General features: G+C 45.5%; 15 protein-coding genes and 1 pseudogene. All 16 read right to left on the reverse strand.

The window, feature by feature from the left end; all coding sequences use genetic code 11:
* Positions 1 to 3 precede the first annotated feature (3 nt).
* The 16 genes and pseudogenes from AABA75_RS18460 to AABA75_RS18535 all read right to left on the reverse strand — a co-directional run bounded on the left by AABA75_RS18460 (position 4) and on the right by AABA75_RS18535 (position 16,307).
* Complete coding sequence (locus AABA75_RS18460) at positions 4 to 615, reverse strand: type IV pilus modification PilV family protein (protein WP_338294204.1); 612 nt, start codon at positions 613 to 615, stop codon at positions 4 to 6.
* A complete protein-coding gene (locus AABA75_RS18465; protein ID WP_338294205.1) occupies positions 605 to 1,192 on the reverse strand; it encodes a prepilin-type N-terminal cleavage/methylation domain-containing protein in 588 nt (195 codons plus the stop codon). Before AABA75_RS18465 ends, AABA75_RS18460 begins: the two co-directional genes overlap by 11 nt.
* 37 nt (positions 1,193 to 1,229) lie before the next feature.
* Entirely contained in the window at positions 1,230 to 1,793 is a 564-nt protein-coding gene (locus AABA75_RS18470; RefSeq protein WP_338294206.1) for a prepilin-type N-terminal cleavage/methylation domain-containing protein, read from the reverse strand.
* A 255-nt stretch (positions 1,794 to 2,048) separates the two neighbouring features.
* Complete coding sequence (locus AABA75_RS18475) at positions 2,049 to 2,669, reverse strand: prepilin-type N-terminal cleavage/methylation domain-containing protein (RefSeq protein WP_338294207.1); 621 nt, start codon at positions 2,667 to 2,669, stop codon at positions 2,049 to 2,051.
* A gap of 275 nt (positions 2,670 to 2,944) precedes the next feature.
* Entirely contained in the window at positions 2,945 to 3,448 is a 504-nt protein-coding gene (locus tag AABA75_RS18480; RefSeq protein ID WP_338294208.1) for a hypothetical protein, read from the reverse strand.
* Between the two features lie 71 nt (positions 3,449 to 3,519).
* Positions 3,520 to 4,771 (reverse strand): annotated as a pseudogene (locus AABA75_RS18485) (type II secretion system F family protein).
* A 111-nt stretch (positions 4,772 to 4,882) separates the two neighbouring features.
* Positions 4,883 to 6,733, reverse strand: a complete 1,851-nt coding sequence (locus tag AABA75_RS18490) for a GspE/PulE family protein (RefSeq protein WP_338294209.1) — start codon at positions 6,731 to 6,733, stop codon at positions 4,883 to 4,885.
* Positions 6,734 to 6,735: 2 nt separating this feature from the next.
* Positions 6,736 to 7,917, reverse strand: coding sequence for a hypothetical protein (locus tag AABA75_RS18495; protein ID WP_338294210.1), 1,182 nt, complete (start codon positions 7,915 to 7,917; stop codon positions 6,736 to 6,738).
* The gene (locus AABA75_RS18500; RefSeq protein WP_338294211.1) at positions 7,914 to 8,840 is read right to left on the reverse strand and encodes an ExeA family protein; all 927 of its coding nucleotides are present in this window, start codon (positions 8,838 to 8,840) and stop codon (positions 7,914 to 7,916) included. Before AABA75_RS18500 ends, AABA75_RS18495 begins: the two co-directional genes overlap by 4 nt.
* A 3-nt stretch (positions 8,841 to 8,843) precedes the next feature.
* Positions 8,844 to 10,493: a pilus (MSHA type) biogenesis protein MshL gene (mshL, locus tag AABA75_RS18505; protein ID WP_338294212.1), complete on the reverse strand. Its 1,650-nt coding sequence runs from the start codon at positions 10,491 to 10,493 to the stop codon at positions 8,844 to 8,846.
* The gene (locus AABA75_RS18510) at positions 10,483 to 10,815 is read right to left on the reverse strand and encodes a hypothetical protein (protein WP_338294213.1); all 333 of its coding nucleotides are present in this window, start codon (positions 10,813 to 10,815) and stop codon (positions 10,483 to 10,485) included. Before AABA75_RS18510 ends, mshL begins: the two co-directional genes overlap by 11 nt.
* A gap of 67 nt (positions 10,816 to 10,882) precedes the next feature.
* On the reverse strand, positions 10,883 to 11,545 hold the full coding sequence (gene gspM / locus AABA75_RS18515; RefSeq protein ID WP_338294214.1) for a type II secretion system protein GspM: 663 nt from the start codon (positions 11,543 to 11,545) through the stop codon (positions 10,883 to 10,885).
* Positions 11,542 to 12,180 carry a PilN domain-containing protein gene (locus AABA75_RS18520; RefSeq protein ID WP_338294215.1) on the reverse strand — a complete coding sequence of 213 codons (639 nt, stop codon included), beginning with the start codon at positions 12,178 to 12,180 and terminating at the stop codon, positions 11,542 to 11,544. The genes gspM and AABA75_RS18520 overlap by 4 nt, the downstream gene beginning before the upstream one ends.
* Positions 12,177 to 13,133 (reverse strand): MSHA biogenesis protein MshI, encoded by a 957-nt coding sequence (locus AABA75_RS18525; protein ID WP_338294216.1) that lies wholly within the window; start codon positions 13,131 to 13,133, stop codon positions 12,177 to 12,179. The genes AABA75_RS18520 and AABA75_RS18525 overlap by 4 nt, the downstream gene beginning before the upstream one ends.
* 168 nt (positions 13,134 to 13,301) lie before the next feature.
* On the reverse strand, positions 13,302 to 13,877 hold the full coding sequence (locus AABA75_RS18530; protein ID WP_338294217.1) for a response regulator: 576 nt from the start codon (positions 13,875 to 13,877) through the stop codon (positions 13,302 to 13,304).
* Positions 13,878 to 14,027: 150 nt separating this feature from the next.
* Complete coding sequence (locus AABA75_RS18535; protein ID WP_338294218.1) at positions 14,028 to 16,307, reverse strand: winged helix-turn-helix domain-containing protein; 2,280 nt, start codon at positions 16,305 to 16,307, stop codon at positions 14,028 to 14,030.
* Positions 16,308 to 16,375: the final 68 nt, after the last annotated feature.

Below are 16,375 nucleotides of genomic sequence, written 5' to 3' on the forward strand. Positions count from 1 at the left end.
ACCTCAATAATTATGCTTAAAAGAGGAGAACACCATGTCCTCGCCATCAGGCGTGGTTACAGTCACCTGAATAAATTTGATATTGCCGGTGGCTTCCTGCGCTGGAATTTCTACACTGTTGGCAATGGCGTCCATGTCGCTATCATAGAAAACAGTAACTCCTACCGCAAATTCGGAATAGAGTTCCTCACCATCGATTTCCATATCCAGACCAAGCGAGTTCTGCAAAATATCGTCTTCGTAATAACCATTATAGTCATCAACATCGTCAAAATCTTTACGGCTATTTTCGCCCTGCTCTGGCCCCATAACAGCAGAACAAGCCATCTCCCCATCTTGCTTGCGCAACTGTCCATCATCGTTGAGATCCTCATCGCAGCGAATACGACCACCATTGCGGTCCGACTCATCATCGTAATATTTACCGAGAATTTCATTTAACATGGATTGCGCCAGCTCGGTGGCACGTACCTGATAGATGGGCTCTACGCTGCGATTAATAAGTGGTGCCACCACTCCGGTGACGATAGTTAAAGCGATGGCAAAGGTGGTGATACCGATAACCAGCTCGATAAGAGAAAAACCAGATTGTAAACTTTTACTGCTAGCAGGCATAAATATACCCTTCTGACTCAACACACACATAGGCTGTTGAGTCTCCGATGAACGCTATGCGACAGCCATCGTAACCGTTGGACGAATTTCCATCACATGATGAATCATTTTGATTGGCTCTGCCCAATGTGTCAAATGTAATTGAGGAAATATCAGTTCCATCATTGGCATTGGATTCGAGGTTGATGTCATCTTCCAGCAGGGCGCTAGAAGGCACATAGAAAAACTGGGCACTATCACTCTTATCAATGCTATCAGCGCAAGTAGCGTCGATCAGATTTTGGTCATTGGTAACGGAATAATCGTTGGAAGGAATACCAAATTCTTCGTTAGTGGTATCAAAATAGACTTTATAACAATAGCCATCGTTGCGAGTATCTTGCATGGCGCGGGTTTGCATATTGCGCAAAATGGAAATAGCGCGATTTTGGTATACCGTAGCAGCTATCTCTGAAGTGTCGAATATTCGCGGCAAGGCATACACCGCCAACATGGCCACCAATATAACCACCAGAACGAGCTCGACGAGGGTATAACCCTCGTCTTTTCTTATTGATATTGCACTGCGGCTAATCAAAAGCGACTCTGATTTTTTAAAATCAACTACCCAAAAATTATGAGCAGCTAAAGCTAGATGGCAAAGAAATTGAGGGCGCACTTGAAGCACCGGATGCATCATAAAAATAACTGACATAACACAATGCAGTTGCGTCCAATGTTCCATCGATAGAAGTACCTACCTCGCTAACTGGGTAAATTCTTACTTCAGTGGCATCTTCCGCTGCAGTCGCATCCATCACAGCCACAAAATCAAAGCCTGTCAAAACGTCAGTTGTCGCAGTACGAGTACCTGCATTGATATCCAGCATACTGATAACATTGGATGCGAAGGGTGCAGCAACACCTTCATCAAGGAATATTTCAGAGCCGTCAATAAAGATAGACTGATCGTCAGCGTCATTGTTGTATTCTTGCGAGCTGTTTACCCCATCAATACGCCCTTTGGAGCGCACCAGCTGAGTCGCTGCCTGGAGAGCGCCTTGTACGCCGGTAATGGTGGCTTCGTTAGCATCTTCACTGATATCCAAAAACTTAGGCGCCGCGGTTACCGCCAAAATACCTAAGATAATAATTACAATAATTAACTCAATCAGGGTAAAACCCTTTTGTTGTTTCATGTTTGCCGTTTTCATGTTTACTACTCTCATCGTTTAAACCTCAAATTAATTCTTTTGTGTTAGCAATCTTTCATCCCTAATCATATTGTTATTGCAGTCCCTTGTACTGCTATGATTCAGGTCAAAATCCCGGTTATTTTTTGGTCGCTTTTACTGCTTGTTGCTAACCCACCAATTTTTTGACTCTATCCGAGTTATTCAAATAAGGTGCCAACTTTTCACACTTGATAAATTGACACTCAAAATTTTTACGCCCTAATTGTTACTGAACGTCGTTACCTGGCCAAAGCGCGGGTCGTACACAAAGCCATTGCCCACTGTGTCATCGGATGGCTGCGCTATTTCGTTTTTCACCGTCTGTGTTAAATAGTAATAGCACAGGTCGTTGTTTTCTTCGGCAGCACCATCGGCCACTGTTGTGTAGTAGCGTACGCCTTCGAAGGCATTTTCCTGGCCGCCCTGCCACTCCGTGGTAATGGTAGGGGAGCTTTGGATAATGCGCTGAAACACCTGCAAACAATCTTCTTCATCAATATCTACATCTTCGGAATTAGTCAGAGCTAAGCCCGTGGGATATCCGGTGTCTTTGTCTACGGCAATCTCCACACCACCTAACGTAACGGCGGTAACATTGGCACTCACGTTCTCAGATGGCCGCCCTTCAATTTCCCACTGCGCCCGTATCAATCCAACACCGGTGGCAAAACCACCACCAACACCTTCAACCGTGGCATCTTCAGCCTCATCCGTAACATCCAAAAAACGTGGTAACGCCGTCGCGGCTAGCAAACCCAAGACCACTACAACAATCACTAACTCTATGAGTGAAAATCCGTTTTGCTTTGCTATTTTGTTCATCTTGACGTAACGATTCATGGTTACTTTTTAACTCCGTATGAGGTGTATGATCACTCTAATCGTGTAGAAATAACATCCTACTTTAGTCTTAAGCATTGTTTTGAGGTTAAAAAAATCCCACAACAATAGTGTTGCCATCATCCTTATGTATCGGCAAGTTATGGTGATCTCTTAAGATTCAACGTGATAAATGAGAGGAACCTACGAGATATGGTATAACTAATTTACCAGTATCCCTACTACAGCTTGTTTTTGCGTCAAGTGAACAACCTTAAGGCAATAGTGTAGCCTTATTATTCAAATTTTTGAACCCTTCCGGTGTAGATATAATAATCAAACCAAGCACCAGCGGTGATGCTAAAACGACATTTTGAATCCAGTATCTTGCCACCGTTATTGATGCCATCGAAGAACTCAGCTCTGACTCTGAAGGTATCCAGTTGCAGCGGCATATCCAGAATCATATCCCAAACCTTCTTACAGCCGTCCATGTTAGGCTCCACCCTTGGCCAGCCCAAATCGCTCATTTTTACCGGTAGCCGATTGGTTTCCTTTTGGGTATCGATATTGTAATCCACAAGCATGATGCGCTCAGGTTCACCCTTTGCACGCCATTGCCAATGGGCTGCTATAACCAGGTTATTGAATTTGTCAGCAGCATTCATCAAAGCGGTTTTCTGCACATTCGGTTCATTCTTATCAAAATACCAAACGAAAGTCGCTATCAACACGAACATGATCACGATGATAATGAAGTTAATCAAAACGCCTTTTGTGCTTGCTTCAGCCTGCGCCATGTAATTTTTTATCCCTGTAAATTTCAGTTATTGCCTGATGAAAACGCGAAAACACAGCCTATTATTCCCGCCTACTTATGGGCACTCATCATATCCCACATGGGAGTAAATATCCCCAACGCCAACACCAGTACCATTGCAGAAACGATAGAAATGAGTATCGGCTCTATTTTTGACGTGAGGGTCTTTAAATCATAATCCACTTCACGCTCATAATACTCTGCCACTTCTTCCAGCAATTCATCAACCCGACCAGTTTCTTCACCGACGTTGATCATCTGCATGACAAGGGGGGGTAAACAAGCCGCTGGTGCCAGCAACTCTGGCTAAACTCTCGCCCCTTTCAATATTTTGCCGCATTCCCACTATACGCTCAGAAACATAAGCGTTATCTACTGCGTCTGCGGTTAGATTCAGCGCGTGTGTCAATGGCACCCCCGCCTTCAACATCATAGAAAAGCTGCGACAAAAACGCGCCAATAGCGAACGCTCAAGAATATCGCCGACAGCTGGCATACGTAACTTATACCTGTCCCAGCGGGTACGACCGTCTTTAGTATTGAGATAGCGTTTTAAGGTAAACAATCCCCCAATAATCGCCCCCACCAATAGCTGCCATTTGGTGATAAAAAAGTCCGACATGGCTAACAGAAACTGAGTCATGGGTGGCAAATCGGCACCCAGTTTCTCAAACATGCCCTTAAAGGTGGGGATGACAAAAATATTCATGATCACCAGTGCGGCTACGATGGCGATGAGTACAAACATTGGGTAACGCGTGGCAGATTTGATTTGTTTGCGCGTTTCCTGCTCCCTTTCCAGATAGATAGCCAGCTGTAAAAAGGCCATATCCAATTGCCCGGTGTTTTCCCCCACGTGCACGATACTGCAGAACAGTTGATCAAAGATTTTAGGATGATTGTGCAGTGCCGAGGATAAATTTCTACCGCGCTCTAACTGATCAGCAACATCTTCCAGGGCGGCCTTCATTTTTACTGAATTGGTGGTTTCGCCCAGACCGTTGACCGCGCGTAAAATAGGAATACCCGCCTTCATCAAGGAGTTCATTTGCCGGGAAAAAATCACCAGATCCGCCAGGCTGACGTCTGGCACAAACAACTCTATATTAAGTCCGGTCTTTTTCTTGTCGGATTCTTTTGTTTTAGTGGCTTTCGGCGCGGCCTTTTTGGCGGCTGTTATTTTAACCGGGATCAGTTTTCTGCCGAGTAATGCCTGAGCCGCAGCATTTTGGTTGGCGGCATCGATACTGCCTTTTACCAATGCCCCGGATGCATCTCGCGCTGAGTAACTGAAATTAGCCAAAGCGGTCACCTTCTATAGTTGCATTATCGCTACTTATACAGCAACTAGCCGGGTAAAAACAGTTTAATAATTCAGCAACCGTCTGAATATTGAAGTACTTCACATACCTCATCAGGATTTATCCCTATCGCCCCAGTCGGGCTTTCTGGGCTGGTGTAAATCTGGTTTATGATTGGGCGCCGGCGCGGAGGCTTGCTTGGTCACAGCTTGCTTAGATGCCTGCGGGTTTTGAGGTTGTGCTTTGGGTTTTGCTGCTTGCGAGACTTCAGCCACCATTTCCACCAGTTTCAGAACTTCCTCAATAGAGGTCAGTCCCACTTTGGCATATTGCAAAGCACTTTTAGCCAGCGGCACATAGCCCGGAGCTCGTTTGGCTGTACGCCCGAATAACCCGGTATCGGCATCTTTAAGGGCGTTCATCATATCTTCCGTCATTTCCAGTAACTCAAACACCCCAATACGACCGCGGTATCCGGTTTGGTTGCAGGTTTGGCAACCCGCACCTTTGTGATATTTAAAGCGTCTTGCTCCAGCTTCAATATTATCAATCCAGAACAACTCATCTTCTTCCGGGCGGCATTCGGTCCGGCAATTTTTACAAATACGGCGCACTAATCGCTGGGCGATAATGGCGCGCAAAGAACTGGCCGCCAGGTAACCCGGGGCCCCCATGTCCAGAAGTCGAATCGCACTGCTGATGGAATCATTGGTGTGTAAGGTTGATAATACCAGGTGACCTGTCAAGGCGCCACGTAAGCCTATTTCTACGGTTTCGTGGTCCCGCATCTCACCCACCATGATAATATCGGGATCCTGACGCAATGTGGTTCTGAGTACGCTTTTAAAATCCAGGCCGATTTTGCTGTTTACCTGTACCTGATTGATACGTGGCAAACGGTACTCCACCGGGTCTTCAACGGTAATAATTTTTTTGGCTGGCAGGTTAAGCTCTGACAGTGCCCCGTACAAAGTAGTGGTTTTACCTGAGCCGGTAGGTCCAGTAACCAATATCATGCCATGAGGACGATGCAATAACTGCCTGAAACGCTTCAATAAACGCTCCGGCATACCGGTTTGTTCAAGCGTTAATAAGCCTGCCGATTGGTCCAATAAACGCATAACCACCGACTCACCGTTTTGTACAGGCATGGTGGATACCCGCACATCGATAGAGCGGCCTTTAATGCGAATGTTGGTGCGGCCATCTTGCGGTAAACGCTTTTCCGAAATATCCAGACCCGACATTAGTTTCAGTCGCAAAACTAATGCTGAGGCGATGTTTTTTTCGTTGATAACACTTTCCTGCAGTACGCCATCCACCCGCTGTCGGATGCGCAACTTGCCTTCATCTGGCTCAATGTGAATATCCGAAGCAGACATCTGTACGGCATCTTCAAAAATTGACTGCAATAATTTGGCAACCGTGGTGTCTTCTTCTTCCTCACCACCGGTATCCGCCAGATCGAAATCTTCATCGTCTTCATACTCTGAGGCCAAGGCCTGAGCAAAAGAGGCTATTTCTTCAGTACGGCGATAATAGGTGTCAAAGGCGTGATACAGCTGTGATTCCGGCACAATCGCCAGATCAATAGGCTTAGGTAAGATATTCGAGAGGGTGTCAACAACAGATAAATCAGCCGGATCGCTCATGGCGATAAGAATGCTGTTGTCTCGCTCTTCCAGCGGTAAAGCTTTTAAGCGACGTGCTTGTACCTCAGGTACTAGCTTCACCACTTCAGGATCGATCTTTTTACGAGAAATATCTAACAGGGGAATATTGAGCTGCTGCGCAAGGAAAGTAAGCAGGCCTTTTTCGGTTACAAAACCAAGATCTTGTAATGCCTGGCCTAGTTTGCGCCCTGTTTCTCGCTGTGCCGACAGGGCCTGCTGCAATTGCTCATCGGTGATGACAGACTCGTGAACCAACAGGTCCCCAAGTCGCATCTTTAACTTAGGCTTCAAATTTAGCCCCCCAGCTCGAGAATTCGCTGCCTGATAAAGTCGTTGGCGGAAGCTGATAACTGTCGTAAATCAGCGGCATTCTCATAAGCTTTTAACGCACCATCTCGTTGCGACATGCGATCTAACGAAATGGCTAATCCTAACCACCATTGGGCGCGGTTTGGTTCGAAGATAACCAAACGACCATAAAGATGAGAAGATTCGGCGTTGAGTTCTAACTCTTGGGCAACTGTGGCTTTAAGCCCGTAAAAATCGATATTGCGCTGTACGTCAGGCTCAACCCCTTCCAATACGGTATAAGCGGCACGCAGCTTTTTCTCGCGGTAAAACAAGCGCGCCAACATCAAGCGAAAATCCACCCGCTGAGGTGCAATGCTAATTCCATCCGATAAAACCACACTAGCCGCACCGTTATTGCCATTGGAATACTGTAGCACCGCCAATTTTTTGCGGATTTCATGCTGTTTAAAATCGATATTGAGGATCTGGCGATATATTTCTATAGCCCGTGAGACATTGTTTTCTGCTACCGCTTGCGCAGCCAGACTGGTTAATTCCGAAATTTGGGCATCAGCACTATCGGTATTGGTCACTTGAACGAAAGAGTCATCCGTTTGACCCGGCACTAAAGTCTGTCCCGGTACTACATTGTTTAAATTGGGGACAGGTATATTAACCGCTTGTTGAGAGACTGCCTCAGCGCCTGCCTCAGAGGACTCGCGACTGGTTTCTGTCTCCGGAGCCTGACTGACTTCAGCGACTTCTTGTGCAACTTGCGCGTTATCGGTAGTCGATTCACTGTTGTCTGATTCAATACTCGCTTCTGGCGAAGTCCCTGCTTTCGCCGTTTCAACTTTTTCTTCGGTTTCTTTGCTGGTACTGTTGCCACGAGTAGGCATCATCTGGTCCAGTGCGCTGTTTACCGACACCTTTTTACTTTGCTGTTGCTTGGGCTCTTCACCGGATACGATTTGTTTCGCCTGAGCATAAAGATCTAAAAAGTACTCAGGTCCTACAGCGCGATAACTGAAATAGCTGGCGGCAGATACCCCGACCAATGCGATAAAGATAATCATATATCGAATGCGTTTAGACTCAGAAGGCTCACGGTAATCCGAGCCATCCCCATCTTCGTGGGCGGCTCTGTTATCCAGGTCCTTTAGCATCTTATTAACGACACTCACAGCAATTCAGCTCCAGTCAAAAAATTGGTGATTTCAGTTCTAAATACAACCAAAAGCAATAATAACGCCAAAATTACAATAAAAATAACGACTCCACCATTCGACCTTGGTTGTAAACAGGCGTCAGTATCTTTTACGGCTAACTTGACGTGTTCTTTAGTGACATGGGACTTTCCTTCACCGTAGGCAAGCATCAATGCTTTGTGAGCAACCACATTAACAATGCGCGGTGTACCTCGACAGGCTCTGTGAAGGATGGCACACACTTTACGACTAAAGACCTCTTCGCTGCGGTTTCCTGCAACACTCAATCGATGTTTGAGATAGTGGTACAGTTGATCCTGATCCATGGTTTTTAAAACATAGCTGAAGGTGATACGTTGATTAAGTTGACGTAATTCACCTTTGCTTATTTTACTGTCTAACTCGGGTTGACCAAATAGCACCACTTGCAGCAACTTTCGCGATTCAGTTTCAAGATTGGTGAACAAACGCAACACTTCAAGGCTCTCGCTCGGTAATGCTTGGGCCTCATCAATGATCAGCACCACGGAGTTGCCTCCTTTGTGGATCTCGATCAGTTTTTCCTGAATTCGCTGAGTAAACTCTTGCTGATCCGTCTGAGAGCTCAAATCAACTTTGAGTTCGGTGGCCACGGCCCTGCGCAGCTCTTCTGGTGATAAATAAGGGTTGGGGATGTAGGCCGTAACAAAATGATCCGGCAATTCGTTGAGAATCTTTCTGCAAATAAGAGTTTTGCCAGTCCCCACCTCGCCAGTCACCTTGATAAAACCTTCACCGGCTTTCAGCGCGTGCAAAATTACGTCCAGCGCTTCTTTGTGGCAAGGCAAGCCATAGAAATAACTGGTATTGGGGGTTAGTGTGAAAGGTAACTCCCTGAGGCCAAAATGATACAGGTACATGGCTTAATCCACATACAACCAGTCAGCTATATAATCCTGACTTTGCTTCAGTTGTTGCTGCCAGGTGCCTTGTCTGACGACGGTGGGCTTAATGAGGATCACCAACTCTCGCTTAATAACCGCTTCGCGTTTGTTGCGAAACAGGTTACCCACCAGTGGGATATCACCAACAAATGGGGTCTTAGAAACGTTGTCTGTGGTACTGGTAGACATCAAGCCACCAATAACCACAATCTCACCAGAGCGAGCCTGAATAACCGTATCAGATTCGCGAATGTTACTCTGAGCCAGAGGCAGAACCAGTTCTTCTTGATTAATGGTCACGACTTTTTGCTGCTCTTCAGTTTCAATAACAGAAGGATGTACATGCAACAGCACGCTACCACGTTCATCGATTTGCGGCGTAACATCCAGCGCTATACCGGAGAAGAAGGGAGTTAGCTCTACATCGGGTGTCGTGGATGTGGTACTGGCGTTGGTTGTGCTTTGATTAGAGACATCCGTGACAAAGTACTCGTCGCTGCCCACCTTGATGACTGCTTTTTGGTTGTTTAACGCTGTGACTCTGGGGCTGGATAATACCTGAACGTTGCCTTGCGTAGAGAGTAAAGACAGTACCCCAGAAAAATCCTGATTGATAAAGGAAAGGCTGGATATGCCCCCCAGCGCCCCGGTTATCTCATTTCCCGACGTGCTAGCACCTGCACTGAAGCGAAAATCAGTACTGCCAGAATGACTCAGGATTTGCGTCCAATTGATACCCTGCTGGTACTCATCACTCAAGGTTAACTCAATAACGCGCGCCTCCAGAATGACCTGGCGCTGCACGCTTTCTTGTGATGCTTGTAAAAACTTGCGCACCTGACGCAACTCATCAGGCATAGCTCTTATTGAAACTAAACCCGCTTGCGGCGACACCACGACACTGCGGCCTTGCTCAGCACCTATCATGGAAACCAATGCCGTTTGCAATTGCGCCCAGAAGTTAGTTTGCGTGGTGGTGGAAATACTGGTGCCGTTACTGCCACCGGCGCCACCGGTTACGTTATTATTATTGTTATTGCGGTTACCACCGCCAAGGTTGTTGTTATTGCCGCTACCACCACCAAATTGAGATACGCCTCCCGTACTGACACTACTGGAACTGGTGCCGTCTCGCTGCATCAGCAGGTAGTTAACCGCGAAAGTTTCGGTGCGCATGCCCGATGGAAAAACGCGATAGATATTGCCGTTTTGCTGCACATCGTAACCGTAAATTTCCTTAACGATTTCAAATACATCTTGCAAACGAACTTGTTTGAGGTCGAGAGTGATATTGCCCTGCACGTCAGGGTGGATAGCGATACTGTAGTGACTGTTTTTCACCAAACCAGAGAAGAAGGTGCGGGCATCCACCTGATTGGCCTGAATATCCAGACGCGGCTCACCAAACAGCTCACGTTCTTTTTGCACGGGTAATTCTGGACGCAATGCTTCCGCAACGGCTTGAGGCACCGTTTGTAGCGGAGCAGCAGAGGACTTATCTCCGGCATCTTCAGCAATAGCCTTGCCCAATGCAGATTTGGCAGGTTGTGTCATTTCCGGACGACTAGGGCTCTGGCATGCTGCCAAACCTAGCGTCAGAAAAATCAGGATAGCGCACCTAATTTTCATAGTTTGATTCAGTAATAAAATCAGTTTTACTTATTGTTATTTCTTTTTCGAGGTCGTTTAACTTAATTATTATGCTGTATGGCTTCACCTGGCTTAACAAAACATTGCGCCAAGATTGCCCTTCATAAACCACCTCATTGTTGATTATGGCATATTTCACAGGTTCCGTAACCACAATTGCCGATAACTTAACACTTGGAAAGCCGGTCTGATTGTTTTGTCCCACTCCAGCACCTCCACTGATGCCTTCCTCCGGTAGCGCATTGCCCTCCTCATCGGTCACCAGAACCGGTTTATCCGCCGGTCGCGTCGGATCTTTCATCAATTGTCGCGCCTCAGCACTTACGCTATGCAGCAATATCAGAATGACTATCAGAAAAATTCGCATATCACACACCAATAAACGCCTTGCTGGTACTCAGGGTATACAGCTCAATTTCAGCCCTCGCCTTGGGATGCTGCTCCACAATATAATCAAAGCGCTTCCAGTAGAACCGCCATTCCAGCGATTCAATTTCATTCAGATATTCCCAGATATGGCCATATTCACCTTCCAGTACCAGCAGCACCCCGTGTTGAAATAAGTTAACCCGTGCACCACTATCAGCATTGATGTCCATCATCCTGACCGGCGGAATGGACTCCATTTGCAAAACTTTTAACTTTTTCGACTGACTTAATATTTTTTCTAACACCTGAGGCATTTTATTGGCCGGGATCAAATCGACGGTTTGCTCTCGCAACTTCTCATCTATATCAATGATTTGCTGAGCAAACTTTTCACGATTCTTACGCAAAGGCTCGTTGGGATCTTCTTCCAGAGCCACTTCCACCGCCTTGATTTGCTTATCCAACTGCCCGGATTGAGACTTTTGCCGCTCAACCGTGCGAGTTAACTTTTCAATTTCCAACTGCACCGGCTCAACAAGCCAGACATAACCACCAAATAGTACGGCCACCAAACCACTCAATAAGGCCAAAGACTTTTCTCTGGTAGAGAGTTCACTGAACTTGTCTTCTACGTCCGACCAACGTTTGATGTCAAAATTCATGGTTGTCCGGCTCCCGATGCTTGTCTTTGTACCTCTTGTTCTACGGCCAACTCCACCAGTTCGGAGCTGATCACAAAATTGAGCTTGTCCTGATCATCGCGAAACATACGAGCTCCGGCAAAGCTGCGGCCGGTAAAGTAGTTAGACTCTCTTAATTGGCTCACCCAGAAAGGCACTTTCGCCGATTCAATGGTTGCACCTTCCATGCGAATCTTTTGTTCATTGATGCTGATACGGGTTAACCACACGCCATCCACATGATTAAGCGCCAAATCTTCCATTAGCATGGAAAAGCCTTGGTTTTTAAGTTGTTCCCGCCCCCGCAGTTCCTCCAGTAACAACCCTTTGTCACGTGCTTCGTTTTGTAGTTTCTGTACCTGTGCCACTAGTGCCGGATCCTGGGCACGGGTATCTCGCGCTTCAGTAAGCATTTTCAACATCTTGGTTTGCTGGTTATATTTTTGTTGAATATCACGAGTGGCTACCTGCATGTCTCGATATTCCTGATGATAATGTTCGCTGATGGCAAATAAGACAACACCGCTAAAGAGCCACATTAGTAATACAAAACCGGCAGTAAATAACTGCAACTTGGGTTTGAGTTCATCAGGAAATAAATTGACGCGATACTTCATGCGGCATCCCCGCTTTCATTAGTGGTTTGTTCTTCAACCTCTTGTACAGAAAATGCTCCACCAAGTGCCGCTAATGAAGTATCAGCCCATTGCAATTCCTCACTCTTGGCAAAATCGGGAACAAAAGGTTCCGATTCAACCTGCATGGCATCACCGATTAATTTAGCCAATACGCCTTGATGCTCGGTGTCCAGATTGAGATAGATTTTTTTCACCGGGGCCTGACGCAACTGGCTCTCAAAAAAGTCCATGGAACGCTGCAACTCCACACTCAGCGTTTCCGAAACCCCCATTTGCAATTCCATTTCAGTGAAACTACTGATTTGCTCATAGCCCTTTATGCGCCGCGAGAAATAGAGCTTACCGGCTTTTACAATGTTTAAACACACTTCTGCACCCGGTGCCTGAAACACAGTAACGTAACCTTCCTGGTTTTTGGGTAACAGCTCACAGGTTGCCAGTTCTTCAACAGTGACGCGCTCGATAAAAAGGCCGGCTTCCAGTACGCCCTGGCAGACATCGAAAAGCTCAGCTTTGGGGATAGCCACCACATTGACTTTGTTGGCCCCCATGGTCTGAGCTGGTAAATCGAAATAATCCATGACCACTTCGTCCTGGGTCATTAACAGGTCTTTAGCTGACCATTGCAAAGCCTGGGCTAATTCTTCTTCCGGTACGGCGGGCTTATCAGTTTGTACCAGCTTGTATTTTTTAGTGGCGAAAACCAAGGTAGTTTTGGTGTTCTGAAGTTGCTGTTCTTCAACAAAGGATTTCAGAGAAGACTGCCAATCTTGCAGTGGGAAGGTCTGGTTGAGCACCCAGGTGTGTTGTCCGTCTACTTCTTGAGTAGCACACAAATGTAGGCCGTTAATGTCGTATTCGATGCCTAAACTCGCGAAACCTGAGGGTTTGCGATTCAAATAGGAAATCAGTTTTCTCCAACCTACGCGCATTTGTAACTTATTATTCTTGTATTTTGGTTATTAGAACAAACTCTGAGCAAAAGCACCATATCCACCGAGTGACTTATAATAGTATTTATCTGCATATTTGACGCTTTTTTAGAGGTTTTAATTACTAAAACCTGAAAAGATGAAAAATTCAGCGAAGATAAGACCTGCTTAACAATCCAGATAGTCTTTAAATTTTTGGTTAACGATTTTCTGATTGATGGGTTTCACCATGTAACCGGTTGCCCCGGTATTAATGCCTTGCAAAATATGCGCTTTGTCACCCAAGCTGGTGATCAGGAAAAAAGGCGTTTTCCACAATTCTTTATCGGTACGCACCTTGCGCAATAGCTCCAGGCCACTGACTTTCGGCATCTCCCAATCGGAAATCACCAAATTGTAGGGCTTGTTTTCAGCTATGGCTTTGCGCATGAGTGAGTATGCACGCAAGCCATCCTCTGCCATATCAATGTGTCGAAAGCCACAAGAAAGCATGTAATGGCGGTGCACTTTGCGCATCGAGTCCACATCATCAACAATCAACACCCTAACAGATTTGTTACGCAGGTCTTTTTCAGGGCGAGCTCTTTCGAGTTTATTCACCACTGAAACCATAGTTATCAACTTTTCTTCCAGCTGATAACGCTTAGCCCCTTCAATATCCGGTTCATCTAATTTTTCCTGCACTTGTGAAACCGAAAAATTGAGTTCTTTCTTCAGAAAGTCGATCTCTTTGGGCGTAAACATGCAATTCCAACGTAAGGTTTTATCACCATTATCTAAACTCTAGTCCAAGAAACAATGAGACAAAAGTATAAGGAGTTGTTTTTAAAACAAAAGCTTTGCGCAGCTTCATACACTCAGACATTCTGGATTGCGGCGAAATAGCTTATCAGATCACAATGGCGCAAGTTCTTCACTAATTTGCTCTGACAGCTTTGCTAACCTTGTATGATGTTCTTTGACTAAAGATATAAAATCAGGATGAGTATTTATCGACTTAAATAGATGATTATCTTGTAGTGGCCACCACTCGCGGTCAAATGTTTCCAGCCAGCCGTGATTTAGTGCTTTGCTGAGATGTTTCACCGCTCTGTCGGTATAACCCAAAAGCGCATTCACTTCTGCCAGAGTTAATTCTATCTGAGCTTTGTCTTGCACTTCATTTAAGCTCAAAAATTCCCGTACACTATTGAGTATTAGCGAAGCGAGCTCCTGCTCTTTTAATTTTAACAGACTTGCTCCGTACAAAACCATGGCTGAATAATTGTCACTGGTCACTTCAATTGGGTCGCCAAGAGTTGTATTACTCCAGTCAGGATAAAGGTTAACAATCGCTGTTTTGGCTTGCCGATACAAACCAGCACGAAATAAGGCAATCGCTAAACTGTAGCGATATTTATGGTTATGTGGATGTTTTGCACTCAATTGCTCAAGTAATACGACAGCGTGGTTTTCCAGCCCCTTTAAGCCGTGGTCAATTAGCGCTAATGAATCTTTAAAATGCTGATGTTTCGCAGGCATGCGGGCTAAGATTTTGTCGGCTTCGGCACGCTGACCAACACTCAAATAGGAAAATACAGCTTGTTCGCAATAAGCATCACTAGAGCAGTATTCGAATAGTTCGCTATGGTTAGAATGCCATTGAGCCAGGTCTACAACCAAGTTTGGTGTGTTTCGCATTACAAATGTTGACTCAATAAGATTTGAATCACGGCCGGGCTCCAGCAATAACGCTCGGTGATACATCTTTTGGGCCGTATCCAACTTTCCGCGAAGCGCTAAATAACGGCTGTATATACGCTTTAATGGCGCGGACAATGGATTTAACGAAATAGCTCGCTCCATATGTTTAATCACCAAGGCTTCTTCCCCTATCCGTTTCAGCAATACGCTATACCAATGGTGGGTGGTGGCGCTGTCTTCTATTTCCAGGGAGCGTTTAAATGCTCTTTGAGCCTCTTGCAAAATTGGCTGGGGGTTTGGGGTATAATTGCTTTTAAGTGTCAATATCATGCCTTTAACGGCTAATGCAGCTGGAGACTCTGGCTCTAGTGCTAATGCTTGCTCGATATGCGGAAGCGCTTTATTGACTGCCTCAACATCGCTCCAGTTAGCGTAATAGTGATAATGGCCGTAGGTCGTGGCTAGCCCAACATGTGCATCGGCGTAATTGGGCTCTAATTCCAAGCTGTGTTTCAGATAGGTTTCTGCTTTTGAAAGTGCAGTGGGAGTTCTTTGTTGCCAGTGATATTTAGCCATCAAAAACCACTCGTAGGCCTGACTGTTAATCTTCTTGCTAGTCCTCGCTAGCGCTTTGGCGTTTGGCTGAATCGCTCGCTGAATGTCATCACTAATTTGGTCTTGTAAATAGAAAACATCTTCGCTTGTACTGTCAAAGCTTTTAGACCAAAGTTGCCGACCATCGAATGTACTAAATATGCGGACATTAATTCTTATCTGCCCTTCCGATTCTTGTACGCTACCGTCTAATAAGGCTTCCACTTTAAGCGCATTTCCGATTGTGAAGGGATCCCTATTGCCTCTGAAATTGAAAGACGAGTAGCGAGAAATGACTTTTAACGATTTAGTTTGAGACAGTTGGTTGATAATGGCGTCTGACAGTCCATCAGTGAAAAAGTGATTATTCTGTGCTGCGCTCAAGTCTTTAAAAGGCAATACTGCGATTGAATCAATGGCAATGATTTGCTCTGGCTTGTTATCACTAGAAACAAAATGCACCGCGAATACGATGATAATCAATAATAAAGTGGCTGCTAATGTATAATAAAGACGACCGGAACGCTTAAAACCCAAAACATTAGATAAAACCTGTTGTTCTTGTTCCAAGCCGTTTATTGCTGTAACTCCGGCAATCAGGCTGTAACCAAGGTTGGGCAGTGTTTTAATGTAAGTGGGTTTACGCGCATTATCACCGAGTGCTTTTCGGATTTTACTGATGGCTACGGACAATATCTCTTCATTGACTACACTTTCTTTCCACACATGTTGAATGATTTGTTCTTTAGTGACACTTTGCCCTGCATGCTGGATGAGAAACAAAAGAACTTGCATGCTTTTGTTATCCAGTGACTTTTGGTGATCGGAGTTTTCTATGGTATTGGTCTTTGCACAGACAATCCAGTTACCCAATTGAAATTGCTGATTGTGCTGCAAAGGATTATCCGAAAAGTAACGTCCACTCGGACAGATTGTACCCGAACAGCTCTAATTAATACTGACTT

The sequence above is a fragment of the Planctobacterium marinum genome (genome assembly GCF_036322805.1).
Classification (GTDB): domain Bacteria; phylum Pseudomonadota; class Gammaproteobacteria; order Enterobacterales; family Alteromonadaceae; genus Planctobacterium; species Planctobacterium marinum_A.